Raw genomic sequence first — 26,227 nt, 5'->3', positions numbered from 1 at the left:
CGGATGTTATTACAACCCGCGCTGTGCCATCTTTTTCGCAAGGTCAACCAGGCGGTTAGAGAAGCCCCACTCGTTGTCATACCAGGCGAGGATTTTCACCAGATTACCGCCAATCACCAGTGTCGACAGCCCATCGATAATGGACGAGCGCGGATCGCCCTGGTAATCGCTGGAGACCAGCGGTTCGTCGCTGTACCCCAGAATGCCTTTCAGCGGACCGGCTTCGGCAGCGTTGCGGAAAGCCGCGTTCACTTCGTCTACCGTCACATCGCGTTTTAAGGTCACGGTCAGGTCAACGATCGACACTACCGGCACCGGCACACGTAAGGAATAACCGGTGAGGCGTCCGTCCAGTTCCGGGATAACTTTCCCCAGCGCTTTCGCCGCGCCGCTGGAATACGGCACGATGGAGAGTGCCGCCGCCCGCGCGCCACGCAGGTCTTTTTCTGGCTGGTCGTGTAAGGCCTGGCTGTTGGTGTAGGCGTGAGTGGTATTCATCAGGCCATGTTCGATACCAAAATTCTGATGCAGCACCTGCGCGGCAGGGGCCAGACCATTCGTGGTACAACTGCCGTTGCTCACAACAAAATGGCGCGCGGGATCGTATTGCTGGTCATTAACCCCCAGCACAATGGTCAGGTCATCGTTTTTACCCGGAGCGGAGATAATCACGCGTTTCGCGCCGCCGCTGCTGATGTGTACCGCGGCTTTTTCGCGATCGGTAAAGAAGCCGGTGGCTTCAATCACAATATCGACGCCAACGTCACGCCACGGAATATTTGCCGGGTCGCGTTCGCTAAACACCCGTACGGCCTGACCATCGACAATTAACTGGCCTTCGCCTGCTTCGACGGGAACGGGAAGGGTGCCCAGTAGTGAATCGTGTTTTAACAGATGCGCCAGCGTTTTGCTGTCCGTCAGATCGTTAATCGCCACAATCTGAATTTCTTTATCGCCCAGCGCAGCACGCAGTACGTTACGACCAATCCTGCCAAAACCGTTAATGCCGACCTTAACCATGATGAACTCCTTCTTATCCGATGTCTGACATCACTGTAGGTCGGCGGCGGTTTGGCGTAAACGACAAATAAGGATCACTTTACGCCATTTTGCGGCAGTGGAAGCGCTGACGATACTCGCCAGGGGTAAGGTGTAACTGGCGTTCGAAAATCCGCCGTAAATTGATGCTGCTGCCAAAGCCGGTCTCAGCGGCAATCTTGTCCAGCGTTTCGTTGGTTTGTTCCAGCCGGTTACGCGCCGCGGCCAGACGTGCTTCGGCAACGTAACGCGCCGGTGGAGCCCCCGTTTCGCGCGTGAACACACGGGTAAAATTACGCGGGCTCATCGCCGCACGTTCCGCCAGCTTGTCTACCGACAAGTCTTCGTTCAGATGGGTAAGGATCCAGCTTTGCAGGTCACTGATGGGACCTACGCTACTGGCCTGCTGCAAATTGTAACGACTGAACTGGAGCTGACCGCCAGGACGACGCAGATACATCACCATATTCTGCGCCACTTCCAGCGCGAGGCTAAACCCGTAGTCGTCTTCAACCAGCGCAAGCGTCAGGTCAAAGCCCGAACTGACGCCGCCGGAGGTCCAGACAGGGCCATCCTGAACATACAGGGGGCCGGCTTCGAGGGTGATGTCAGGAAAGCGTGTTTGCATGGTTTCCAGCAGTCGCCAGTGGGTGGTTGCTCTTCGTCCACTGAGTAATCCGGCTTCGGCCAGCAACATCGCGCCACCGCAAATAGAGACCACCCGCCGCGCATGGGGGGCAGCAAGGCGTAGCCAGTCGACCACCGCGGTGCCTTCGTCTTCATCCTCGCCGCGTCCGGTAATCATGATGGTATCCCAGGGCTCTCGCGGGTCGATTTCATGCAAACGGCTATCGGCGAGCAGGTTTAACCCGGATTGACCATGGATGACCTGGTGAGGTTGGGTCGTAGCGAGAGAGAAGCGGTAGCGCGGCTGCGGGCCGTCTTGTGCATGCAGACGATTAGCCTGCATCAGGATGTCGGCGATACCGGCGGCTTCAAACAACATGCCGCCATCAGGAACGATTATCAGGAATGTCTTCATGTCCTGAAATGTACGCTTATTACAATTTAAGTCAACAGGAAGCGGGTGGGCAAGGGGGTAACGGCGCACACAGCGACTGACATCAATAAAGGGGGAATACCCCCCTTATTGTTCCATTATATTAGCTTTGCATTTGCTGCCCATTGCGGAGGAAATGCATTTGAACACAACATGGGCTCGATATTAAGTACATTCACGGTAACCTTGTTGTGTATGACAAACGGGTCTTTTTCCAGATACGCGTAAATATCTTTTTCATTATCACCGTGAAACAGAATATACCCTCCGGTACCGCTTGTGAGAGGTCCGGCCAGGATGACACCTGCTTTACTGATACCCTCAACCAGCCACTTTTTATGCGCATCAATATGGGCACCCAGCTCTGATTCAGAGCATAAATAATACAGCGTTACGGCGTATAACATAGCGAGATCCTATTAGTGTGTAATGCTGTCAATAAGTTGGGGAATAGCGTTCAGCGCGCGCAATATTTCCTGCTGCTTAATATTTTCGCCTTTTGATGCCCCCTCGACCCGAATAAATTCCACCTGGGTGATGCCCAGAAAAGCAAAGAAATGGCGCAAATAATGTTCCTGAAAATCCATTTCTGACAGGGGCGTGTTGTGATAGAAACCACCTCTCGCAGAAGCCACAACCACTGTCTTACCGGTCGCAAGCCCCACCGGGCCATTTGCCGTGTAGTGAAACGTCTTACCAGGTTGCGCGAGCCTGTCTAACCACGCTTTCAACTGGCTGGCGACCGTAAAATTGTACATCGGAGCACCAATGACAATCATATCGCTGGTCAGAAACTCGTTGACGATCTTTTCTGAAAGGGCATATTCAGTGGCCAGTTCAGGCGTGGTCGCTGCGCCAGATACTGCTCTGAACCCGGCAGCAATGTCGCCCGTTAAATGAGGTATTTCGTCTTTAACCAGATCACGATAAATAATATTTTCACACTGTCCGTTTTCCGTTAGCGCTTTTACAACTTCATAAGATAACTGACGGGAAACAGAATTTTCCAATGTAATACTGGAGTCGATATGTAGGATTTGCATGATAAATACACCTGTGTAATGTCACTGTTTAAGGTTGTGTGCTGCTTTATCAATAAGCGCCGCAACGTCCTTCGGGTGCGATACCATTGACATATGACTTGACGGGAGGTGGGTGATATTAGCGCCAGCTTCTCGCGCCAATAAGTTTTGTACGGCAGGGTTAAGCGCGTTGTCATTTTCCGTGACTAAATACCACGACGGCTTATTGCGCCAGGCGGCATGGTTCACTTTTTCATTGAAGGCTTTCGCTGCTATCGGTTGTTGTGCTGCGGCAAGTAAACGCGCCTGAGGCTCAGGCAGATCATTTGCCATAACGTTTTGGAATATCTCCGGGTTATCCAACCAAATCAAGCCGTTGTTATCTGGCTGCATCCCACTCATGGGGGCATTCAGGCGCGTAAGGGTATCGGTAACAGATTCACCGCTGTCGGGCACCAGTGCCGACAGATAGACAAGCCCTTTCACGTTTTCAGCATTTCCGGCCTGGGTAATCACCGCGCCACCCCAGGAGTGGCCGACAAGCAGTACGTCGCCGTGTTGCCGTTGCAGGACGAGCTCCGTTGCCGCCACATCATCGTTAAGAGAAGTCAGCGGGTTTTGTACGGCGGTAACGTTATACCCTTTGGCCTGCAGGAGCGCAGTGACAGCGGACCAACTCGATCCATCGGTAAATGCGCCATGAACCAGAACGATGTTTTTGATGATTGACTCCTGTGCGCCAGCGCTTGTTGCAAAAATGAGGCAGAGCAGAAACGACGCGTGTCGCATGATTTTATTGATGAAAAAGGACATAGCAGGGTATCCCGATGCGTATAAATAACGTTTCCAGAGTGTAACGCCATGCCGAAAGCGATATTAAGTGTCATTAATGACAGGTATCATGCAAAATCGGACATTGTGTTTTTCAGGACTTGATGATGAAAATTGCCTTACTCGCGGTGCCGGGAAGTATGAAATCGGCCCTCTCGGGGTTGTCTGATATGTTCTGGCTCGCAAATCAGGTGGCTGAGCAAAACCCGGCGCTGTGTCATCGCGATACCGGTAATGAACCGGGTTTTAGCGCGCAGATCGTCACAGCGGATGGTCATCCCGTCATCGATGCGCAGGGCAGGCGGATTGAAAGTGAAGGATCCTTTGAGAGCGATAAATATTCGCTGATTATTGCCAGCGGCATGCGTCTTGATGAAGAAAAATATCCGCTTTCCAAAGCGGCAATCACCGATGCAGCGCGGTGGGTAAAAGCACAATATCAGCAAGGATGTGCCGTTGCCGGTGCCTGCGCGGGAGGCTTTATTCTGGCAGAAGCCGGGCTGTTAAACGGACGGATGTGCGCGACAACATGGTGGTTATATCACACGTTCCGGGAACGCTATCCGCTTACAAAACCCGTCTGGGGGAAAGCGCTGGTGGAAGACCGGAATATCATCACCACCGGCGGGCCGCTTTCATGGGTGGATCTGGCGATACACGTTGTCAGGTTGTACGCGGGCGATGAGATGGCAAAACTGACTGCTGATATGGCCGTTGCTGATAGCCAGCCACTCTCACAACATCTCTATGCCCCGGCGGGATTTTTGAATTCGCGCCATCCGTTACTCATTAAAGCCGAACACCTGGTGCGTTTTCAGGAGCCATCGATAACGGTCGAGCAGCTTGCCGCATCACTTAATATGACCACCAGAACGCTCAATCGCAAAATGACAGAACTCACGCAGGAAAGTCCCAAAAGCTTTATTACTCGTGTACGCATGGAGACAGCGGCTATGCTGCTGGAAAATCGCGGCAAGACGGTTTCACAAGTCGCAACAGAGTGTGGATACAACGATGAAACGGCATTCCGACGCGCATTTAATGCCGTGATGGGCATGTCTCCGGGGATGTACAAAGAGTGGGTGAAAAACCGATCCAGAGACATGCGCGGAGAAATAACGCGTTAACGGCTCTCTTTTCCCCGCCCGGTCCGGCAAATAAAAAACAGGGCGATAGCGCTTACAAAGGGAAATACCGCCAGTTGCAACCAGGGGTAGATGGCATCGGCTGAGGGCGTTAAAGCCCGGTCGAGCTGGCTGCCCAGCAGGAAATTACCCGCCAGCACCGCAATACCGCCAGCGGTTGCCAGTGCACCGTAGTGTGCACCCAACATGGACGGCGCGGCAAATTGCGGGATCAAATCTTTTGCTGAGGGCACCAGTAACATCTGTCCCATCGTCAGCAGCGTAACAAAACAGGCGGCGGGCAGCAGGCGAAGCCAGGAGTCCGGGGGCGTCGATGCGGCGAACAGAGCGACACTCAGAAATGACGCGGACAATAGCAGAAAGCCGCAGGGCAATATCCGCACCGCGCCAACGCGCCGGGCAAAGCGGGCGAGGGGAAGCTGAAACAGAATGATCAGCCCCGAAGCCAACATAAACAACGGACCTAAATCCTTCTCGCTGCCGCCGGCGCGGGCAATCTCCACCGGCAATGCCAGGTATAATTGGTTGTAGCTCAATAACCATGAACTGTAGGCGATAATAAAGGCCACAAACCGCGGCTGGCGAAAGGTGGTCCACCACGGCGTAATATGCAGCGTTGTCTGGCGTGACGGATTGCGCGGCAGGCAAAAATGCAGCACGCCAAGCGCAACGATAAATACCGCTGCCCCCGCCAGAGCGACCTGGCGAAATCCCAGACCGGCCAGCATGGAACCCAGAACAGGGCCGAGCACCGCGCCAAGTTCGCCGCAGACGGCAAAGAGCGCGAACCATTCCGCGCGGTTGCGCTTGCCGCTCGCTTCACTGTCCGTACCCGCCTTTGCCAGCAAGGCTTCTATGGACGGAGAGAAAAGGGCGCCGCCAATGCCTGTCAGACAAGCGCCGAGAATAATCGGCGTGATACTGTCACCCAGTGCCAGCAGCAGATACCCCACCACGCGGATAACACAGCCGCAAAGTATGATGCTGCGGGCGCCGAAGCGGTCGGACAGGGCACCGCCAACAATAAACATGCCCTGTTGTGAAAAGGTTCTTAACCCGAGAATCAGGCCGATCATTCCACCGGAAAGCAGCATGTCATCGCGAAGAAAGATCGCCAGAAAGGGAACGACAGCGTAAAAACCGATATTGAATACAAACTGGCTGCCCAGTAAAACGGGCGGCCAGAGGTGTGTGGCGGGGCGAAGTAAATGCATCCAGATAGTCTTATTCAGATAAGGTAGTGAATATGCTTCTTGCCATGAAACGCCGATATTTCAATATGCGTTTTCACCCGAAAGACCTCCCAGAGTAACTCTTCGGTCAGAATCTCCTGCGGGGTGCCCGTGGCAATCACCTGGCCTTGTTGCATGACAATCAATGCGTCACAGAACATCGAGGCATGGTTAAGATCGTGAATAGCGACAATACTGGTCACCGGCAGCTCACTGATGAGTTGCATCAGTTGCATCTGGTGATGAATATCCAGGTGGTTGGTTGGCTCATCCAACAAGATTTCGCTCGGTACCTGTGCCAGTGCCCTGGCGATGTGCACGCGCTGGCGTTCACCGCCCGATAAACTCAGCCATCCCTGATCGCTTTTTCCGAGCATATCTACCCGTTCAAGCGCCGCATTTACCGTCTCATCATCGTGAGATGTCCAGCCAGAAAAAGCGGAATGGTGCGGAATGCGCCCCAGTTTTACCACGTCGCGAACCCGCATATTGGATTCGGTCATCCCGTGCTGTTCAACGAAGGCAATGCGACGGGCAAGCTGCTTTTTAGGCATCCGGGCGATGTCGTGACCATCGAGCGAAACCGTGCCTGCATGCGGGCGACGTAATCCGGCAAGTATACGCAGCAACGAGGATTTTCCGGAACCGTTGGGACCAAGTAATCCCACCGTTTGTCCCTGGGAGACAGCCAGTGAGACATTATTGACGATGGTTTTCTTAGCTATCTTCCAGGTAATGTTTTCAGCAGTGATGCTCATCACTTGTTCCTTGAACGATAGATAATGACAGCAAAGAAAGGCACGCCAACCAGCGCGGTGACTACGCCGACCGGCAGGCTCTGCGGTGCGATCAGCATTCTGGAGGCGATATCAGCCAGCACCATCAGGATTGCGCCTGCCAGCGCACTGGCAATCAGTAACGTACGGTGAAGCGGGCCGAAGAAAAAGCGCATCATATGCGGCACGACCAGACCGACAAAGCCGATAGATCCCGCCATACTGACAATGGTGGCAGTCATCAGCGCTGTGGCAGTAAAGAGGATCAGGCGAACCACGGGAACATTGATACCAAGTGACGCTGCGGCATCGTCGCCAAAGGTAAAGGCATCCAGTGCGCGAGAGTAAAAAAGGCATACCGCAAGACCAGCCAGCAGAACGACCAGTATCAGTTGAAACTCCGGCCAGCGAACGCCGCTAAAGCTGCCAAGGAGCCAGAACATCACGTCACGCGCCTGTTGTGCGCTGGCGGAAGTACTGATGGTATACGCCGTGATGGCGTTGAAGAGTTGGGATGCCGCGACGCCCGCCAGAATCGTACGCTCATTACCGCCACGTGCGCCGTTGGTGAGAAAGGCGACAAACGCAAAAGCGGCAAAGGCCCCGGCAAACGCACCTGCGGAAAGGGAAACTGCGCCAGTACCGATACCGAGCACCACAACCGAGACGGCACCCGTTGACGCGCCAGCGGATACGCCAAGTACATAGGGTTCCGCCAGGGCATTTTTCAGCAGACTTTGCAAAACGGCGCCACACATCGCCAGCCCCGCACCACAACAGGCTGCGACCAACGCACGGCTAAGACGGAAATCCCAGATCACACTTTCATGGATGCGGCTGAGTGGCATGTCGGTGAATCCGGCTTTGTTGGTCAGCGCATAAAAGACGCTGCTAAGCGGAATGGACAGTTCGCCGACGCTGACGCCTGTGGCAATCACCACAAAAAGAAGAATCAGCGCCAGCACTGTTGATGTGGTGAGTATCAGGCCCTGGCGGGCCTGTTGTACTGCAGAACTCATCAATTCAGTCCCATTTTTCTGAGCTGTTCGGCAACCTGTTCAGCACCATAGATAGTACGAATTGTCGGGTTCATCGCCTGGCCGTCCATCACGACGATGTGACCTTTTTTAACAGCATCGAGCTGGCTGACGGCCGGATCGCTTTTCAGGAATTTAATTTTTTCTTCGGCGTTATCCAGTGCCCAGCGGTTGCGGTCAAGACTGGAGACGACGATGACATCCGGGTTAGCGGCGATAATGCTTTCCCAGCCAACCGTTGGCCATTCAGTTTCAGAGGTAATGGCGTTGTGGCCGCCCAGGACATTCGCGATAAATCCTGATGCGCTATTCTTGCCGCCAACATAGGCATCAGCAGACGGCGATGAGCTGGAGAACCAGAAGACAAACGAGAGGTCTTTTTTGTTCTTGCTGAACTCGGCACGCAGATCATTTTCACGTTTTTTGAAATCGGCAATCAGCGCCTTACCGCGATCTTCTACGTTGAAAATGGTCGCGAAATCCATAATTTCCTGGTAAAGGAAGCTCATATCCCATAGCTTCTGGCGGCTACCGTACATATCGCCAACGCCTTTCTTCGTGGCGCACATCCCCGGCGACATATAGCTATTGACGCCAACGGTGCTGAGATCTTCACGTTTAGCGACTTTGCTTTCCGGCCCCAGTAACAGAGGGATCTGGGCAGGAACGAAGTCCGGGTTTTGGGCGAGGATGGATTCGAGTGTCGGGATTTCAACGGTCAGATTTTTGATTTTACTGTTTTTTTCTGCAAGTGAAGGCAACACTTTTGTCGGCCAGAATGCGCTGGCAACCACTTTGTCCTCGAGGCCAAGTAACAGAAGGATCTCAACAGTGTTTTGGCCCAGCGCGACGACGCGCTCAGGGGCTTTGGTGAATGTTTCTTTGTATCCGCAATTTTCGATGGTGACAGGGTAGGTAGTAGCAAACGCGGAACTGACCGAAGCGAAAACCAATCCTAAAGCACTGATGACCTTTTTCATGTAACGCTATCCTTCGTTAGCGAGTTTCCAGGGCAGGAAACGGGTAAAATCGTAAATGAGAATTAATAACAAGGCGCGGTTTTATACAATGCCAGGGAAAGGGTGTCAACGGTAATGGTAATCATTTGTTATTAAGGCATTTTTATGCGTTAAGAATTTGAATTAAAGCGCAAATGAATTGAAACGTAACGGTAAGACCGCAAGAGCAGAAATAGTGGTCGTGAGTGTCGGCCTGGCGCGAAACAGGATCGGCGAAACGTTAGCGAACAAACAGGAACATTGTGATGACACAAGATGTGCTGGCATTACTCATACAGAATGAGCAGAAACTTCATCATGCGAAAACGCGAAGTCAGAAAACGTTGCTGGAGAAATTACTGCACCGCGATTTTTTTGAAATTGGCCGTTCAGGTCAGCGGTACGACAGAGAACATGTCATCCGTGCGTTAGTCATGGAAACCGGTGATCAGAAAATCCAGTCCGATGATTTTGCGTTATCTGTGGTGGATGACGCGTGCGTGTTATTGACGTACCGAAGTTTTACGGTTGATGAGCAAGGCCGCATCGGTCGACAGACATTGCGAACATCGTTGTGGGTGAAGCGCACAAGCGAAACAACGGACTGGCAGATGCGATTTCATCAGGGAACGCCAACAGATGAAAATAGTGGCAGAGTCGGCAGTGAAGAATGATAAAGGTCAGCGCGGTGGCGCCGCTGAACACGCATTCAAAGGCGACAAATGACCAGAACAAGGATGACTAAACAAAGCCGGATTCTGCGGCATCTTACCTTAGTGCGCATAATGTATATTATGTTAAATTGGATATTCACATAAGCAACTGCATAAGTCGCTACCGCCTGCCGTAGAATCAGTGCCTCGGTCATTTCTGGTTCTGCCCTGTCAGGCATCAGATAATGAGTGCATGCCAGACTCTGTGTCTGGCATGTCCAGATCATCGCCCACAAAGAAACGTTTCGGGACAGTATGACGTCTTCCAGGAAGAAACCTGCCCTGGCGAAAACGTAATACTTTTATAAGCCAAATCAGCCAGGTAATATCTCGACCGTGGCCGCTCTGGCGCGTGTCCCTGTCATTGCGGCAACATAGTTACTTCTGGCGTATTTTTTCAGATAGGCCTGGTCTATTTTTCTTTCCAGTTCAGGATCTGTTGTCATTGCGAACACAACATAAAACTCCTGCCCAACAGCCAATATTTTACCGGCCTGTTGAGCCAGTGCCGCCTGATACCACATTGACTCCTTGCCACTATAAGCGCGCACGAAAAGTCGGTTATCTACCGTCACTTCCCAAATCCACGTTGGCGTACCGGTGGTCGTCATATCAGGATGGAATGGCGCAATTTTAAGGTCGTCAGCCTTATCGATTTTTGCTAACAGGTCAAGGTTCCAGGACATGAGCCTTTCCTCCTTTAAAATAAAAAATCATTTCTCTTTCTATGAATAAAATCGTTGTTATTTCGAAGGTTACAACGCTATTTTCAGAACAGCCTCGACTTTCTCCGGCGTAATATTTCCATGCTCGCCCAGGGCAACATGCCCGTGTTCTTTAAATTTATCGATTACTGCCGGAATACTATCCTCTCCCAGACCATAATCAGATAAGCGGGTTTTAATGCCCATTGATTCGAAAAACGCTACCGTTGTATCGATAGCCTGAATGGCCATCGTTTCGGTATCAGATGCGGGGATATTCCAGACGCGTTCACCATACTGTGCGAGTTTCTGTTTTTTGTCGGCCAGGTTGAATTTCCAGATGGCTGGGATCATTACCGCCAGCGTGCAGGCATGATCCAGACCATACAGACCAGTAATTTCTTGCCCGATCAGATGCGATGCCCAGTCCGCAGGCGTCCCCGTACTGAGCAGGCCGTTCAGTGCCATTGTTGCAGCCCACATAATGTTTGCCCTGGCATCGAAATCCGTCGGATTTACCAACACCTTAGGCCCCTCTTCTTTCAATGTGTTCAGTAGCCCTTCTGCCAGACGATCTTGTACTTTGGCATTTACTGGAAATGTCACATATTGCTCAAGGACATGCACAAACGCATCCACCACTCCATTCGCCGTCTGATGTTGGGGCAACGTAAATGTCAGTTCAGGTTCCAGAACTGAGAACTGCGGCATAACGTATGGGGATGCAAAAAACAGCTTATCTTTTGTTTCTGCCCTTGTAACAACTGCGACATTATTCATTTCTGAACCTGTCGCGGCAATGGTCAGAACACAGCCGACCGGTAGAGCCTTTTTAACAACGCTCCCGTAACTTTTGACAATATCCCAGGCATCACCGTCGTAGCACGCAGCCGCTGCGACAAATTTGGTGCCGTCAATAACCGATCCCCCACCTAGTGCCAGCAAAAAATCGACGCCTTTATCCTTAACGAGTGCAACAGCTTGCATCAGCGTTTCGTAATGAGGATTAGCTTCGACGCCCCCGAACTCATAAATCGTATGGTCTTTCAGCGAACCCCGAACCTTTTCCAGTGTGCCATTACGTTTAACACTCCCGCCTCCGTAGATAATCATGACTTTATTATCTTTTGGAATTTCATTGACAATTTCTGGAATTTGATCACGCCCAAAAATTATTTTCGTCGTGTTATGAAACGTAAAGTTTTTCATGATTAAACCTTGCTTTGATATTTAGATATTTTTAATGCTTGTCACTCTTAATACGCAAAACAACAGTGCGATGGCGTTTTAGCCACTGCATCTGAGAACGCCGCGGAGCAATATTTATTAGTTGTTAAGGTATTTATTGAAAAATGCCGTGATGTTGTCGAACGGAATTTTATCCATGCGATCATACAAATCAACATGCGTGGCATCTTTAACAATCAAAAGTTCTTTTGGTTGATTTGCCGCCTCGTATGCCGTTTTGGAGAAATAAAGCGAATGCGCTTTTTCACCATGTACAAACAGGACAGGACGCGGAGATATTTCTTTAATATAGGTCATCAGCGGGAAATTCATGAAGGACATCGGCGTTGTTACCGACCATGAGTTCCCGGAGTTGACCGCACGCGGATGGTATCCACGTTTTGTCATATAGTAGTCCGTATAGTCTACGAGGAACTGCGCTTCGCCACCTTTCAGTTTGTTGTAAGGAGGCTGATATGCAGGTTTACCGTTTGCTGCATCTTCCCAGCGCTGAAGGCTCAGTTTTTCAAGCGCCTGCTCGCGTTGTTCAGGGGTTACACTGTCATTGTACCCTTTCGACATAACACGGCTCATATCATACATGGTGCTCGCAACGACAGCTTTTACGCGTTTATCAACGGCAACGGCATTCAATGCAATACCACCCATGCCGCAGATCCCAATGACACCGATACGTTGACGATCCACATAAGGCTGCAATCCAATGAAATCGACTGCAGCCATAAAGTCTTCGGTATTGATATCAGGAGAGGCAATATTGCGCGGTTCCCCACTGCTTTCCCCGGTATAGGAAGGATCAAAAGCCAGCGTTACAAATCCACGCTCTGCTAACGTTTGTGCATAAAGACCTGACGCCTGCTCTTTTACGGCGCCGAAAGGACCCGATACAACAATAGCAGCAAGTTTCTTATTTCCGCGATCTTTTGGAAGATACACATCTGCGGCCAGCGTAATGCCATAACGGTTTTTAAAAGTAACTTTTTGATGATCCACTTTGTCACTCCTTCGGAAGGTTTTATCCCACGTCTGAACCAGACGTACAGCAGAATCCGATGCACCTGGCGTCGCCTGGGCGAGCGCAGATTCTGTTGAAATCATGGACAGTGCACCGGCAAGGAGTGCGCCGTTGAAAAAATGCTTTGAGAATTTTATGGTCATGGTATTAAAACCTTTCATTGATTTATATGAAGTTCAGTTTTTAAACAGCATGTATGCGTATTTCAGTCATAACTCTCTCCAGATGACTTGTCGGGAAATTTAAAGAGTACTTTTTGCATAAACGGTTTTAATATATTCATCGTCATGAGCAGATTTACTGTGTCAGGGTCCTGCTTGAGTATTGCTATTTTGGTTATCCCTGGGGAAATGTGTTATTAAATAACTCTGTATTTTTTGCCTGATCCTATGAACTTGCAGTGAAAGCATATATTTCATTTTTTTGAGCTGGTAAGTTAACGCCGTAGAGAAGTAACGAGTTTGAGGCATTCAAAATGATCACAGGCAATTCGATTAAGGACTTACTCGGGACGCTGACCCGGGATATCACGGCGCGCACACCTGGTACCGGTGATTTCCCGACAGCCGTCGACGGACTGGAGTTATTCCGGCGAAATGAGCCGGCTTCGCCGGTAAGCTGCCTGGTCCCTCCTAGTGTCGTACTGGTAACCGAGGGTGCAAAGATCATGTGGATTGGGGGTAAACCTTATCAATATGATGCGGAAAAATTTCTGATTACGTCTCTCGATTTACCCGCCAGTTCAGAAGTGCTGAAAGCGTCGGCATCCCGCCCATGCGTTGGTATAGCCTATAAACTAGACCAGCGCGTTTTGATGGAATTAATTGCCCAGGGCGGCCTGGCTCCGGTCAAAAAAAGAGATGCCGGGGCCGGTGTCGGAATCGGTACGCTTTCTGATGTTCTGCTGGAGCCTTTCTGCCGTCTGCTTTCATTGCTTGACGAGCCAGAAGCAATCCCGGTTCTTGGCCCTCTTCTTCAGCGTGAAATACATTACCGGCTTTTGATGAGCGACCAGTCCGATCATCTCAGACAGATTGCCGCCGTAGACGGGCATGGTTACCGTATCGGCAAAGCCATTGACTGGTTGAAAACCAACATTGCATCGCCTTTACGTATTGAAGAGCTTGCGAGTCGGGTGCAGATGAGCACGCCCTCTTTTCACCACCATTTCAGGCAACTTGCCGGGATGAGTCCGCTTCGCTACCAGAAATGGCTGCGCCTGAATGAAGCAAGACGGCTTATGCTGAATGAGCATTTTGATGTCACCACGGCGGCCTTTGCTGTCGGCTATGAGAGCCTTTCCCATTTCAGCCGTGAATATGCGAGGATGTTTGGGGTATCGCCAAAAAGAGATATCACTGTTCTGAGGCAGTCTGCCAGTAAACTTTAATATTCCACCGAACTACATCCATTGATTTCTATGTTTGGAGCGCCCTTTCCGTCAGCTTCACCACGGACACAGACTGTGACGGCTAAGTCGTTTATTTACTGGATCCTCTTCTCTTTTTGTCATCCGGAACAAATTTACGTTATGTTGACGGAATGTTTCCTTCATCCGTCCTCATAATGTTTGATACGCACGATGAAATTTAATGCCTTCATGCGCCTCGGTCCCGCATTCTTCCTTTTACAAACCGCAACGACCCTCAGCCTGTTGGCTGGGCATGTATTCCGTCTGGCTCTGGCATGGTGGTGCTTAAAGGAAACCCATTCAGCGGTCGCCTTCTCATCATTGATCGCGTTTTCCGTTGCCGCCGAGATTTACCTGAAGCCTTTTCTCGCCTCATTCGGCGATCGGTTTCACCGCGTAAAGTTTATTAACGGCTGTCAGCTCGCGGTTTTCGTCATCATGATGCTGTTTTCTCTTGCCTGTTCGGCGGGGCAATTCCACCTTGTTTTACTGACCGCAGGCCTCATCGCGATGAGCGCGGTGGCATCAGTCAGAGAGCCCACCATCATGGGTCTGATCCCCGATCTGGTCGATGACGGTCATGTTTCACGCGCCATCTCCAGCCGCTCGGCCATTAATTCCGTGATTATGCTCACCGGGCCGGTGCTGGCCACCTCGCTAATCGCGTTGTTTTCTATTGGCCTGGCGCTTTATGCCGCCGCGTTACTGCAAGGATTATCGTGCCTGGCCTGCGTTCTGCTTGCGAAACGGCCTGTGTGCGTGCATTCGCCAGGCGCAGGTGAAAGCTGGTTCAGCAAAACGAAAGGCGGATTTGTCGCTATCTACCGTGTCAAATCAGAGTTTCACATCGCCTTAATTTCCGCGCTCATCAATTTTACGATGTTCCCCTTCTTTTCTGTGACTATTCCGTTTTGGATAAGCACGGAGTTGCACCTGCCCGCCTCGTACCTTGGGGCATTTGAATTTTCCTTCGCCATCGGATTACTGGCCGGCAGTCTCTACCTTAATGCGGCAATAACCCGAAACGTTGGACGTTTCTGGAATGTCGTTATCGGGTTTATTTTGTTGGGTGGGAGCGTCCCGGCTATTGTGCTGGTCCCGGATATCAACATCTCGATTGCGCTGGCCTTCTTCTGTGGCCTGGCGTTCAACTTAATCAATGTGAATCTCAGCACCTTAAGAGCGACCGCCACCCCCGGACATTATCGGACACGGATGGCGGCCATGTCGGCGTTTCTCTCGAGTCTGGTTAACCCTTTCGGCGTCCTGATAGCAGGCGGGTTTATTCACTGGCTGGGTGTGAGTGCGTTCACGCTCTTTTCAGGGCTTGCCGTGTTAATGATAGCCCCGCTGCTTCTCTGTTCATGGCATCTTAAGAGGGCGCTGTCCCTTGAAGAGGGTGAGATGAAAGGCTATTACGAAAAAACCTACCCGAAGGCCTTCACCAAAGAGGGATAAGAAACACAGTCCTCAGTCCGTTTACGCGTCAGGCGCAACCGGACTGAGTCTGGATGTAAATGGACTTGCTGAGCGTTTAACCGCGCCCGACAAACGGCATTTTGGTCGCCATCACGGTGATAAACTGCACATTGGTATCAAGCGGAACGCTGGCCATGTAGACCACGCTGTTAGCGACCTGCGACACATCCATCATCGCTTCCACCGCCAGTTCACCATTGGCTTGCTTCACACCTTTAGACATCCGCTGCGATAGTTCCGTATACGCATTACCAATATCAATCTGCCCACAGGCGATATCGTACTTTCTGCCATCGAGCGAAATGCTCTTCGTCAGCCCGGTCACGCCATGCTTGGTTGCCGTATAGGCTGCCGAATCAGGACGCGGCGCGTGCGCCGAAACAGACCCATTGTTAATGATACGGCCCCCCTGCGGAGTTTGTTCCTTCATCAGGCGGAATGCGCCCTGAGCACAAAGGAACATTCCGGTCAGATTGACATTCACCACGGCGGACCACTTCTCGTAGCTCAGCTCTTCAAAGGGGATACCGGGAAAATTGGTTCCGGCATTATTAAACAACACATCAAGGCGCCCGAGCTTATCCTTGATCCGCGCAAATAGCGCATTGACCGATTCGGGGTCGGTTACATCAGTCGGTACGACCATGGTCTGGCCACCTTCACTGCTATCTTCCATCGCGGCAACTGTCTCCAGTAGCGGATCCAGACGACGGCCAGCGAGAACAACAAAATAGCCGGCACGGAACAGCGCCAGCGCCGTTGCCCTGCCAATCCCGGTGCCCGCGCCGGTGACCAGGGCAATCTTTCTTGAGGTGATCATCACTGCTTCCTTTATTTAATAGTTTGATAAACAAAATAATAGCAGTCCTGCTCAACGGGTCAGACTGTTCTCGGGACGCTGTCCGGAAAGCGCCTGGGCAAGACTCGCCAGCACCATTTCCCCCATCGCGGTACGCGTCTCCACCGTGGCACTGGCGCGATGCGCCTGCAACACAACGCTGTCCAGGCCAAAAAGCACCTCAGGAACATTCGGTTCATCAACGAAAACATCAAGCCCCGCACCGCTGATGCGTCCTTCGGTTAACGCCGAGACCAGATCAGGTTCATTGACCAGTTTTCCGCGAGCGATGTTCACGAGGAAACCATCCTGCCCCAGCGCATCAAGGACGGCGGCATTAATAATGCCTTCCGCTTTGTCCGCAGAAGCGGAAAGGATTAGCGCGTCGCTCCGGCGGGCCAGTTCCTGAACGTCAGCAATAAACGGGTAATCAAGGTCTTGCATGGCATGCAGGTCGGTATAGCTGATCGGGCATCCGAATGCTGATGCGCGGGCGGCAATGGCGCGCCCTACCCGGCCCATTCCGACGATGCCGACCCGCATGCCGCTGAAACGGCGGGAAAGCGGAATGGAACCCGGATGCGGATTTTTCGCCCACAGGCCGTTACGCACCACACGGTCGCCGGAACAGATACCGCGACAGGTCGCGATCAGCAGGCCAATGGCAAGGTCAGCCACATCTTCTGTCAGCGCGCCAAGCGTGGCGGTAACATGAATTCCACGTTTGCGGGCGTAGTCCAGATCGACCGCATCCACACCAACGCCATTAATAGCGACCACTTCAAGCGCGGGCAGTTTTTCCATAAGCGCATTGCTAATACCCGTATGACCACCGGAGACAACGCCACGAATGCTATTACCGTGTTCTTTAATAAAGGTCTCTTTATCGTCGATCTCAAAGTAACGGTAAACGGTATAGAGGGCGTTCAGTTTCTCGCTAATCGCGGGAATTAAAATAGGGTTTAACTGTAAAATACTGGGTTTCATAACATCAGATCCATAGTTGCGCCAATCAATGGCTGGCGTGTTAGTCGTTATTGCCTGCGCACTGCTGAATTTATGGCAGGTCTCTTTCAAGTATTTCAATGGCGATATTTTGCGGTCCGCGAATAAAGCACCCGCGCACACCGGGACGAAGCGTTTTTGGCTCCTGAGTAAATACCACGCCGCGTTTTTTTAATTCGGCGGCCACGTCATCGAGGTTGTCGACCGTCAGGCCAAAATGGTCCAGCCCCTGGTATGGCGGCAGTGGCGCTGGCGCAACGCCATCGCCTTCAGTCACTGGCGCGATAAAGATATCGATTCCGGCAAGGCGAATATCCACTTTGCCTGGCTTACGGATAATTTCTGCATCCAGGCAACGCTCAAACCATGACGCGGTCAATTCCGGGTCCGGGCTGCGCAGTTGTAAATGGTCCCATTTGAACTTAATCACTTCTCTCTCCCTCGTTATAATTCCAGCCTGACCGTATGACGGTTTGATTATTTAACGGCGCAGGCTGAATAAATCAGTACACAATCGCGGTGGCATTTAACGTGCTATTTCGCCAATCGCGTTAATCCATTTCAATTCGGGATAATGGCCCGAGAAGGAATGAATAGGCGAATGCGCCAATCAAACACATAATCCCCATCATATTGAGCGCCCAAAAGAACTGGCCCGTCGCATGCAGAATATAACCAATCATGATCGGCGTGGTGACGCCAGCAATATTAGCGGCAAGACTGGTGATGCTGCTGGTTAACCCAATATATTGCCGTGGTGCAATTTCCGACACGGCAGCCCAGGACGACGACCCTACCCCCTGCGCAAAGAAAGAGACGGTTAAAATAGCGATAATCAACTCATTCGAGGTGACGAAATTAACCAGTAAAATAGAAGACCCCAGCAGCGTACCGATGATCAACGGCGCCTTGCGCGCTGCTGACATAGAATAACCACGGCGAATGAAATAATCAGAGAAGAAACCCGCTAACAGAATCCCTGCTGTTGCGCCGAGAAATGGCAACGCCTGGAAAATCCCCACCTTAATCATCGTCATCTGACGCTCTTCGACGAGATAAGTCATAAACCAGGTGGTGAAAAATACCAGGATGGCATTATTGCAGAATTTACCCAGGCAAATCGCCAGAATTTGACGGTGTTTCAACAAGCGCAGCGCATTTTTCCAGTCAAAACGGTCACGCTCTTTTTTACCAACAAGGCCGCCGCCCTCACGAATATGCTTCAGTTCCGCCGCATTTGCCGAGCGATGATTGAGCGGATCGCGGTACCAGAAGTACCACAGAATACCGAAAAGCACGCCAGCGCCACCGGTCAGATAAAAAGCTGAACGCCAGCCAAAACCATTCGCCATCCATAAAATCAGACCGGTGAATAAGGGAGTACCAATGTATTGCCCCATAACATATACGCTGGTCGCAAATCCCCTTTCGCTGGTCGGAAACCACATGGTGACCGCGCGTGCATTAGAGGGAAAAGCCGGTGCTTCAAGGGCCCCAATCGCCAGTCGTGAACCGAACAGCATATTAAATCCGCTTGCCAGCCCTTGCGTCATGGTCGCCAGCGACCAGGTAATCAGCGAAAAAGCGTAAGCAATACGGGAGCCTAGCACGTCGGCAATAATACCGCCGGGGATAAGCGCAAAGGCATATGTCAGGCCAAATGCCGCGAATATCTGTCCCATCTGAACTTTATCGAGAGTCAGATCTTTACTAATAAACGGGGCCAAAATACCAATACACGACCTGTCGACAAAATTAAGGATTGTCGCAAACAAAATAAGACCCAGCATGTAATATCGAATGCGTGTTGCCTTTCGCGGTGTTGCTATGTCGGCCTCTCTTGCTGCCTCTGCAAGCTCTTGTTGTTGCACATGGTTCATATTTTTGTCCTTCATGGATTTGTAGGTGTTCTTTTATTTACCGCCCTGCAATTTCAGAGAGGTAATAATTATGGGTAAGTGTTCTTGCCGACGAAAATGTGCGGTAGTCGTTATAATTAATGTTTTATATTTACCGTCATTCATTTTGTCGTTTTTATCATTGAGTACTTATTTGACGGTAGAATAAGGTCTTGTCAGGATCAATCTTGATTAAATTAATCAATATAAATATCTGTCATCAGAACTCAGGAGTGTGACGAGTGAGCGATAGATTGCATCTCTTCGTTGACAACATCCTTATTCAGGTATCTCAAAATGCCATGCAATGAGAAAACGAAGCGGCAGAGTATTTATTTCCTCGCTTTATGTCACGTCCTCACCAATATCTCACCATTTTGCGACCTGGCTATCAGTTGATTATGTTAATCAACATTGATTGAACAACGACTGAAATATAAAGTTTATTGATTCGGTTCAGTGGTGATCAGGCTCAATGATGGAACCCAAGACTAAAGTAGCGCCATGGCTTACGCTGGAGGAGGTTCAGGACTTTCTCGGCGTGCGTGCGCAAACCATCTATGCATACGTTAGCCGTGGATTGATTGCCTCCCATCCGGATCCACACAACATACGCCGCAGCCTGTACAGCGCCGAGAATATTCAGAAGCTGAAACAGAAGAAGCAGCAAGGCCGGAAACGGGAAACGCTCGCCGCAAATACCCTTTTTGGCACCGAACCCAGTATTCCGACAGCTATCTCGACGTTTGCCCGTGGTCGTCTGTTTTACCGGGGAAAAGATGTGATCAACTTTGCTAAAGAGGCGACGCTGGAAGAAACCGCCCGCCTGCTATGGGACGCAGAAAGCCTGGACGCGTTTTCCGTTCAGGCGCGTGATTACCCGCCCTATCCGCCGGATCGCACGCATGCGTTTGTCGCGCTGGCAACGGCAACCGCCACGGGCCACTCCACCCATGCGCGCACGCCACGCGTACTGCATGCAGAAGCGGCAAACCTGGTCGGCCATCTGGCCTCGACATTTGGTGCCGAAAATACTCCCTCTTTGCTGATTCATCAGCGTCTCGCAAAGGGCTGGGGAAAAGAAAAGGATGTGGCGGATCTCCTGCGCAAAGCGATGGTGCTGCTTGCCGATCATGAGCTGACCAGCTCCGCGTTCGCCACGCGTATTGCCGCCTCTAACGGCGCATCGTTACCCGCCTGTCTGCTGACCGGGCTGGCGACCTTTACCGGCCCGCTGCATGGCGATGCCACCCCGCGCGTGAAAGCGCTGTTAGATGAGGTCGAGCGTTCCAGTGCCGAGCAGGTGGTTAACCGTTATCTCTCCTCGGCGCTGCCGATTCCGGGCTTCGGCCACCATCTGTATCCCGATGGCGACCCGCGCGCGGTTGCCCTGCTGGAAGAGTTCGAGCCGCCGCAAGAGATCGCCAAATTTATCGAAAAGGTCACGACCCTGACCGGGCTTTATCCCAACATTGATGCGGTGCTGGCCGCCCTGGTAACACGTTACCGGCTACAGGGCGATGCGGCCTTTGCGCTTTTCTCCATCGCCCGCAGCGTCGGGTTGCTGGCGCATGCGATGGAGCAAATCAACACCTGTAAGGTGATTCGCCCGCGCGGTCGCTACATCGGGCCAGATCTGAATCTGCCGGTGAACGGGCGCAACTGAGCAGGCATAAAAAAACCGACAGCATTTCTGCTGTCGGTTTTTACAGGCTCAGGGGCTAAATCAGGCGTTCAGCAGTTGCTGACCGCACGCTTTCACGCTTTCCAGCAGCACTTTAACGTCCTGCAGGTTGACGGTCGGGTTCAGCAACGTCAGTTTCAGGCAGGTGATGCCATCTGCTTCGGTTACACCCACGTTCGCCGCGCCAGAAGCCAGCAGCGCATCGCCGATACGCTGGTTCAACAGGGCAACAAATGCCATATCACCCTGCGCCGGACGGAAGCGGAACAGCACGCTCGCCAGTTGCGGTTTCATGACCAGTTCCAGTTGCGGCTGTTCAAGAACCCAGGCGGCCACATCCTGCGCCAGCGTTACACCGTTATCGATGATTTCGGCATATTTCTTCTGACCCAGTGCTTCAAGGCCCATCCACAATTTCAGGGCGTCAAAACGACGGGTGGTCTGTAAAGACTTCGATACCAGGTTTGGAACACCGTGCTCTTCGTCAAAATCGGAGTTCAGGTAAGCCGCCTGGTAACGCATCAGTTGATAGTGACGGGCATCTTTGAGCAAGAATGCGCCGCAACTGATGGTCTGGAAGAACTGTTTGTGGAAGTCCAGTGTCACGGAATCCACTAACTCAAGACCGTTCAGGTAATGACGATACTTCTCGGACAGCAGCAGTGCGCCGCCCCAGGCTGCATCGACGTGAACCCAGATCCCTTCTTTTGCCGCCAGTGCTGCGATATCGGCCAGCGGATCGATAGCGCCCGCATCGGTCGTGCCGGCGGTTGCGACAATCGCCATCACCTGCTCACCATTGGCTTTCGCCTGCGCCAGTTTCTCAGACAGATCGCTCACGTCCATGCGTGAGAATTCGTCCGTTTTTACCAGCGTGACAGAACGGTAGCCCAGCCCCATCAGCGCCATATTCTTCTGCACAGAGAAGTGCGCATTTTCAGAACAGAACACTTTAAGGTTGCTGAGATCGCCCGTTAAGCCGTTCTGCTGAACGGAGTGACCCTGACGCGCGAAGAATGCATCACGCGCCAGCATCAGGCCCATCAGGTTACTCTGCGTCCCGCCGCTGGTGAACACACCCGCGTCGCCCGCCCCGAAACCGACCTGCTCACGCAGCCATTCAACCAGCTTCACTTCCATGATGGTGGCTGACGGGCTTTGATCCCAGGAGTCCATACTCTGGTTGGTGGCGTTAATCAGCACTTCCGCCGCCTGGCTAATCACCAGACTCGGGCAGTGCAGATGCGCCACGCACTGCGGGTGGTGCACGGACAGACTGTCTTTGAGGAAGTACTCCACGGCGCGGTCAATAGCGGCCTGGTTACCCAGGCCCTGAGAGTTGAACTCTAACTTGATGCGCTCGCGGAGCTGCTCGACGGTCTTGCCCTGATACATCTCAGGTTGCTGTAACCATTGCACAACGGCTTTCGTGCTTTGCTCAATGGCGTCCTGATAGGCAGCAATGCTCTGCTCAGAACCTGACAGAATCGGATTAATATCAGACATGCGATCGACAACTCCGATTAAACAGGCTTAACGCCAGCGTTCAGCAACGCGGTTTCAAATTTATCCAGGAAGATTTCCAGTTCTGCATTGCTGATCAGCAGCGAAGGCAGCAGACGCAGTACACAACCGTTACGGCCACCGCGCTCCAGAATCAGACCCGCTTTGAAGCACTCTTTCTGCAGCAGCGCAGACAGTTCGCCATCAGCCGGGTAGCAACCCATGTGATCCTGCGCTTCGTTCGGTTTCACGATCTCGATACCGATCATCAGACCCAGACCGCGAATGTGACCGATAACCGGGTAACGTTGCTGCAGCTCGGCCAGTTTGCCTTTCAGCCACTCGCCCTGTACAGCGACTTTATCGGCAATGCGATCGTCTTTGAGGATTTTCAGTGTGGTCAGGCCGGTAGCCATTGCCAACTGGTTGCCACGGAACGTCCCGGTGTGGTGACCCGGAGCCCAGGCGTCAAACTGTTTTTTGATACCCAGTACAGCCAGCGGCAGACCGCCACCCACAGCTTTGGACATGACAATAATGTCAGGCTCAATGCCCGCGTGTTCAAAGGCGAACAATTTACCGGTACGGGCAAAACCAGCCTGCACTTCGTCGATAATCAGCATGATGCCGTGTTCCTGGGTCACTTTACGGATCCGCTGCAGCCACTCAGCCGGGGCCGGGTTAACACCGCCCTCGCCTTGTACGGCTTCCAGGATCACAGCAGCAGGCTTGCGCACACCGCTTTCGACGTCGTTAATCAGGTTATCGAAGTAGTAGGTCAGCGCTTTGACACCGGCTTCACCACCGATACCCAGCGGGCAGCGGTACTGGTTCGGATACGGCATAAACTGGACTTCTGGCATCATACCGTTGACGGCTTCTTTCGGTGACAGGTTACCCGTCACGGAGAGCGCGCCATGGGTCATGCCATGGTAACCACCGGAGAAGCTGATCACGCCAGAACGGCCAGTGACCTTTTTCGCCAGTTTCAGTGCGGCTTCAACGGCGTCAGCGCCGGAAGGACCGGTAAATTGCAGGCAGTACTCTTTACCCTGACCCGGCAACAGCGACAGAAGATAAGATGAAAACTCATCTTTCAACGGCGTGGTCAGGTCGAGCGTATGTAACGGTAAGCCACTGGTAATGACACTTTGGATGCTCTGAAGCACTTCAGGATGGTTATGACCAAGCGCCATCGTCCCGGCACCTGCGAGGCAGTCAAGGTATTGATTGCCCTCCACATCAGTGATCCAAACGCCCTGTGCTTTGGCAATCGCTAAAGGCAATTTGCGCGGATAGCTGCGGACATTGGATTCAAACTCAGCTTGTCTTGCTAAAAAGGTTTCATTGCTTTGCGGTAATGAATTAGCACTCAAAGTATCAATACGGACTTTATCCGTCATCATATCACTCCTACAACCGCGGGTATGTTTAACGCCGGGTTGAATTAATGTTTAAGGGGGGGTGTAAAAAACGCGGCTAATATATGTTTTTTTAGCAACGGACTCAATATTTTATTTTCCACACCCGTTTAAGCTTTTTTTATTTGAAATCAATGAGAAACAACGCAACTGGCTTTAATGCAGGCATCATAATTTGTAACTAATTCTGTTACTTAGTGAGTAATGCCTGTTTTATGTACAACATCATGATAACAACGCCGCCTTAACCTATATTATGGTTATTTATTCTGCCTTTGCTGTCATTTAAAGTTAATGATGATGGAAGCAGTTGAGTGCATTATTATTTTTTTTACTTCTTTGCCATAAAGCGTAAGGAAATTATCGATCCGGCGGGTTAAATCACTTACTATGCCCGCGATAAAAATCCCGCACGTCGCGATAGCGGGTAAAAGCAACGATTTCGTTTGTTAAAACTAACGAGAAAACGTGACGTTTTCTCGCAAGCTTACCCTGCGCGACAAAGAAGAAACGCGTATTGCAAAAGGAATTAATAATTTAAGTCATAAATAAGTAACACCCCGGTAACGCGTTACAGGCAAACATGTTATCGACAACGGGAGCAACATCCTGGGTTGTAACCAGAAATGTTCGCGGGCGGACATTTCGTAAGGCGTAAGCCGCTGACGTAACGGGTATCTCCCCTTCACGCAGCCCGCTTCCCTTATGCCGAGAATGAAAATTTTCATGCCATTCCTTATATGGCGCCCTGATATGAGATTGTTATGACTCGCATTTATCCACAAATCGTTGTTGCGAAATTTGGCGGCACCAGTGTTGCTGATTTTGACGCGATGAACCGTAGTGCCTCCATCGTCCTTGCCGATCAAGATGTTCGTCTGGTTGTATTGTCCGCCTCTGCTGGCGTCACCAATCTGTTAGTGGAGCTTTCCGCTGGCCTGGAGAGTGGTGAACGCACGGACAAAATCGAAACGCTACGCGCCATCCAGTACAACATTATTTCCCGCCTGAGCCAGCCAACCGCTATCAGTCAGGAAATCGACCATCTGCTCGAAAACATCAGCCGTCTTGCCGAAGAAGCGGCCAGCGTCAGTTCAACGGCGTTGAACGACGCGTTAGTCAGCCACGGCGAGCTGATGTCCAGCCTGCTGTTTGTTGAAGTGTTGCGCGAACGCGGCGTTGAAACACAGTGGTTCGATGCCCGCAAAGTGATTCGCACAAATGACTGTTTCGGCTGTGCAGAACCGATGCCTGGGGCAATCGCAGAACTGGCGGAAAAACAGCTACGCCCGCGTCTTGAACAGGCGCTGGTGATCACTCAGGGCTTTATTGGCAGTGATGCGAAGGGGCATACGACAACGCTGGGTCGCGGCGGTAGCGATTACAGCGCGTCACTGTTTGGCGAGGCATTACACGCCGCACGTGTGGATATCTGGACCGATGTTGCCGGGATTTACACCACCGATCCCCGCATTGTTCCCCAGGCGCAGCGCATGGATAACGTCTCATTTTCTGAGGCCAGCGAAATGGCGGCCTATGGCGCCAAAGTGCTACATCCGGCCACTATGCTGCCTGCGATGCGCAAAAATATACCGGTCTTTGTGGGCTCCAGTAAAAACCCGTCGGCGGGCGGCACTCTGGTGTGTTGCCATGCGGATAACCCACCCCGCTACCGGGCGCTGGCCGTGCGTCGTAAACAGACGCTGCTGAAATTGCACAGTCTGAATACCCAACCGGCCTGCGTTTTTTTAGCTGAGATGTTTGCGGTGCTGTCGCGACATAATACGGTGATTGATTTGGTCACCACCTCAGAAACCAGCATTGCGCTGATCCTCAACGCATCGGGCGCGACCTCCGGTGATGCAGACTCATTGACCACCTCGTTGTTGACCGAACTCTCGTCCCGCTGTCGCGTTGAGCTGGAAACCGGCCTGGACCTGGTGACGCTCATCGGTAACGACCTGACTCAGGCGTCAGGTGTCTGCAAAGATGTGTTCACTGAGCTGGAAAAACATCACATGCGGATGATTTGCCACGGTGCGTCCGACCATACGCTCTGTTTCCTGTTGCCGGCCGCCTCCTCAGACAGCGCGGTAAACGCGCTTCATCGCAGTTTATTTGAATAAGACTGCGCAACCCGAAGCGAGCGGATGCCCTGCTCGCTTCGGC

General features: G+C 51.8%; 24 protein-coding genes. 6 read left to right on the top strand and 18 right to left on the bottom strand.

Going from position 1 to position 26,227, the window contains the following annotated elements; genetic code table 11:
• Window positions 1-9 precede the first annotated feature (9 nt).
• From gap to ABIB59_RS15770, 5 genes are all read right to left on the bottom strand, one after another.
• Entirely contained in the window at window positions 10-1,020 is a 1,011-nt protein-coding gene (gene gap, locus ABIB59_RS15790) for a type I glyceraldehyde-3-phosphate dehydrogenase (protein WP_110295332.1), read from the bottom strand.
• 79 nt (window positions 1,021-1,099) lie between these two features.
• A complete protein-coding gene (locus tag ABIB59_RS15785) occupies window positions 1,100-2,080 on the bottom strand; it encodes a GlxA family transcriptional regulator (protein ID WP_107222707.1) in 981 nt (326 codons plus the stop codon).
• Window positions 2,081-2,196: 116 nt separating this feature from the next.
• Window positions 2,197-2,505, bottom strand: coding sequence for a YciI family protein (locus tag ABIB59_RS15780; RefSeq protein WP_039079022.1), 309 nt, complete (start codon window positions 2,503-2,505; stop codon window positions 2,197-2,199).
• A 12-nt stretch (window positions 2,506-2,517) separates the two neighbouring features.
• Window positions 2,518-3,141, bottom strand: coding sequence for an FMN-dependent NADH-azoreductase (locus ABIB59_RS15775; RefSeq protein ID WP_107222708.1), 624 nt, complete (start codon window positions 3,139-3,141; stop codon window positions 2,518-2,520).
• Between the two features lie 21 nt (window positions 3,142-3,162).
• Window positions 3,163-3,933 (bottom strand): alpha/beta hydrolase, encoded by a 771-nt coding sequence (locus ABIB59_RS15770; RefSeq protein WP_354036120.1) that lies wholly within the window; start codon window positions 3,931-3,933, stop codon window positions 3,163-3,165.
• A 122-nt stretch (window positions 3,934-4,055) separates the two neighbouring features.
• On the opposite strand from ABIB59_RS15770, the gene ABIB59_RS15765 reads away from it, so the two are divergent.
• On the top strand, window positions 4,056-5,078 hold the full coding sequence (locus ABIB59_RS15765) for a GlxA family transcriptional regulator (RefSeq protein ID WP_354036118.1): 1,023 nt from the start codon (window positions 4,056-4,058) through the stop codon (window positions 5,076-5,078).
• On the opposite strand, the gene ABIB59_RS15760 is transcribed toward ABIB59_RS15765, so the two are convergent.
• The 4 genes from ABIB59_RS15760 to eitA are packed head-to-tail and all read right to left on the bottom strand — an operon-like array spanning window position 5,075 to window position 9,121.
• The gene (locus ABIB59_RS15760; RefSeq protein ID WP_502910515.1) at window positions 5,075-6,310 is read right to left on the bottom strand and encodes an MDR family MFS transporter; all 1,236 of its coding nucleotides are present in this window, start codon (window positions 6,308-6,310) and stop codon (window positions 5,075-5,077) included. The two genes, ABIB59_RS15765 and ABIB59_RS15760, sit on opposite strands and share 4 nt — an antisense overlap.
• 14 nt (window positions 6,311-6,324) lie before the next feature.
• Window positions 6,325-7,086 (bottom strand): siderophore ABC transporter ATP-binding protein EitC, encoded by a 762-nt coding sequence (gene eitC / locus ABIB59_RS15755; RefSeq protein ID WP_071194204.1) that lies wholly within the window; start codon window positions 7,084-7,086, stop codon window positions 6,325-6,327.
• Window positions 7,086-8,123: a FecCD family ABC transporter permease gene (locus tag ABIB59_RS15750; protein ID WP_071194205.1), complete on the bottom strand. Its 1,038-nt coding sequence runs from the start codon at window positions 8,121-8,123 to the stop codon at window positions 7,086-7,088. The genes eitC and ABIB59_RS15750 overlap by 1 nt, the downstream gene beginning before the upstream one ends.
• On the bottom strand, window positions 8,123-9,121 hold the full coding sequence (eitA, locus tag ABIB59_RS15745) for a siderophore ABC transporter substrate-binding protein EitA (protein WP_039079015.1): 999 nt from the start codon (window positions 9,119-9,121) through the stop codon (window positions 8,123-8,125). Before eitA ends, ABIB59_RS15750 begins: the two co-directional genes overlap by 1 nt.
• Window positions 9,122-9,405: 284 nt before the next feature.
• Here eitA and ABIB59_RS15740 point away from each other — a divergent pair, with 284 nt between their 5' ends.
• The gene (locus tag ABIB59_RS15740) at window positions 9,406-9,813 is read left to right on the top strand and encodes a nuclear transport factor 2 family protein (RefSeq protein WP_169040090.1); all 408 of its coding nucleotides are present in this window, start codon (window positions 9,406-9,408) and stop codon (window positions 9,811-9,813) included.
• A gap of 353 nt (window positions 9,814-10,166) precedes the next feature.
• Here ABIB59_RS15740 and ABIB59_RS15735 read toward each other — a convergent pair whose 3' ends face one another.
• The 3 genes from ABIB59_RS15735 to ABIB59_RS15725 all read right to left on the bottom strand — a co-directional run bounded on the left by ABIB59_RS15735 (window position 10,167) and on the right by ABIB59_RS15725 (window position 12,980).
• Complete coding sequence (locus ABIB59_RS15735; RefSeq protein WP_039079013.1) at window positions 10,167-10,538, bottom strand: DUF2255 family protein; 372 nt, start codon at window positions 10,536-10,538, stop codon at window positions 10,167-10,169.
• Window positions 10,539-10,607: 69 nt separating this feature from the next.
• Window positions 10,608-11,765: an iron-containing alcohol dehydrogenase gene (locus tag ABIB59_RS15730; RefSeq protein ID WP_354036116.1), complete on the bottom strand. Its 1,158-nt coding sequence runs from the start codon at window positions 11,763-11,765 to the stop codon at window positions 10,608-10,610.
• Window positions 11,766-11,882: 117 nt separating this feature from the next.
• The gene (locus ABIB59_RS15725) at window positions 11,883-12,980 is read right to left on the bottom strand and encodes an alpha/beta hydrolase (RefSeq protein WP_354036114.1); all 1,098 of its coding nucleotides are present in this window, start codon (window positions 12,978-12,980) and stop codon (window positions 11,883-11,885) included.
• A 314-nt stretch (window positions 12,981-13,294) separates the two neighbouring features.
• On the opposite strand from ABIB59_RS15725, the gene ABIB59_RS15720 reads away from it, so the two are divergent.
• A complete protein-coding gene (locus ABIB59_RS15720) occupies window positions 13,295-14,209 on the top strand; it encodes an AraC family transcriptional regulator (protein WP_039079010.1) in 915 nt (304 codons plus the stop codon).
• A 192-nt stretch (window positions 14,210-14,401) separates the two neighbouring features.
• The gene (locus tag ABIB59_RS15715) at window positions 14,402-15,688 is read left to right on the top strand and encodes an MFS transporter (protein ID WP_079497416.1); all 1,287 of its coding nucleotides are present in this window, start codon (window positions 14,402-14,404) and stop codon (window positions 15,686-15,688) included.
• Window positions 15,689-15,764: 76 nt separating this feature from the next.
• On the opposite strand, the gene ABIB59_RS15710 is transcribed toward ABIB59_RS15715, so the two are convergent.
• From ABIB59_RS15710 to ABIB59_RS15695, 4 genes are all read right to left on the bottom strand, one after another.
• Window positions 15,765-16,529: an SDR family oxidoreductase gene (locus ABIB59_RS15710; protein ID WP_039079009.1), complete on the bottom strand. Its 765-nt coding sequence runs from the start codon at window positions 16,527-16,529 to the stop codon at window positions 15,765-15,767.
• Window positions 16,530-16,580: 51 nt separating this feature from the next.
• The gene (locus tag ABIB59_RS15705; protein ID WP_354036111.1) at window positions 16,581-17,534 is read right to left on the bottom strand and encodes a 2-hydroxyacid dehydrogenase; all 954 of its coding nucleotides are present in this window, start codon (window positions 17,532-17,534) and stop codon (window positions 16,581-16,583) included.
• 70 nt (window positions 17,535-17,604) lie between these two features.
• A complete protein-coding gene (locus ABIB59_RS15700) occupies window positions 17,605-17,982 on the bottom strand; it encodes a VOC family protein (RefSeq protein WP_108701294.1) in 378 nt (125 codons plus the stop codon).
• Window positions 17,983-18,103: 121 nt separating this feature from the next.
• On the bottom strand, window positions 18,104-19,432 hold the full coding sequence (locus tag ABIB59_RS15695; RefSeq protein WP_039079006.1) for an MFS transporter: 1,329 nt from the start codon (window positions 19,430-19,432) through the stop codon (window positions 18,104-18,106).
• Window positions 19,433-19,925: 493 nt separating this feature from the next.
• Here ABIB59_RS15695 and ABIB59_RS15690 point away from each other — a divergent pair, with 493 nt between their 5' ends.
• Window positions 19,926-21,116 carry a citrate synthase family protein gene (locus ABIB59_RS15690; protein WP_354036109.1) on the top strand — a complete coding sequence of 397 codons (1,191 nt, stop codon included), beginning with the start codon at window positions 19,926-19,928 and terminating at the stop codon, window positions 21,114-21,116.
• A 60-nt stretch (window positions 21,117-21,176) separates the two neighbouring features.
• On the opposite strand, the gene ABIB59_RS15685 is transcribed toward ABIB59_RS15690, so the two are convergent.
• A complete protein-coding gene (locus ABIB59_RS15685) occupies window positions 21,177-22,640 on the bottom strand; it encodes a pyridoxal phosphate-dependent decarboxylase family protein (RefSeq protein WP_354036107.1) in 1,464 nt (487 codons plus the stop codon).
• A gap of 17 nt (window positions 22,641-22,657) precedes the next feature.
• Complete coding sequence (locus ABIB59_RS15680) at window positions 22,658-24,043, bottom strand: diaminobutyrate--2-oxoglutarate transaminase (RefSeq protein WP_039079003.1); 1,386 nt, start codon at window positions 24,041-24,043, stop codon at window positions 22,658-22,660.
• A gap of 779 nt (window positions 24,044-24,822) precedes the next feature.
• Between ABIB59_RS15680 and lysC the strand changes: the two genes are divergently transcribed.
• Entirely contained in the window at window positions 24,823-26,184 is a 1,362-nt protein-coding gene (lysC, locus tag ABIB59_RS15675) for a lysine-sensitive aspartokinase 3 (protein ID WP_354036105.1), read from the top strand.
• Window positions 26,185-26,227: the final 43 nt, after the last annotated feature.

Origin of the sequence: Citrobacter sp. UYEF32, assembly GCF_040546205.1 — a bacterium.
Taxonomy (GTDB): domain Bacteria; phylum Pseudomonadota; class Gammaproteobacteria; order Enterobacterales; family Enterobacteriaceae; genus Phytobacter; species Phytobacter diazotrophicus.
The sequence above is the reverse complement of the archived record's forward strand: the minus strand, read 5'-3'. Positions and strand labels throughout refer to the sequence as shown.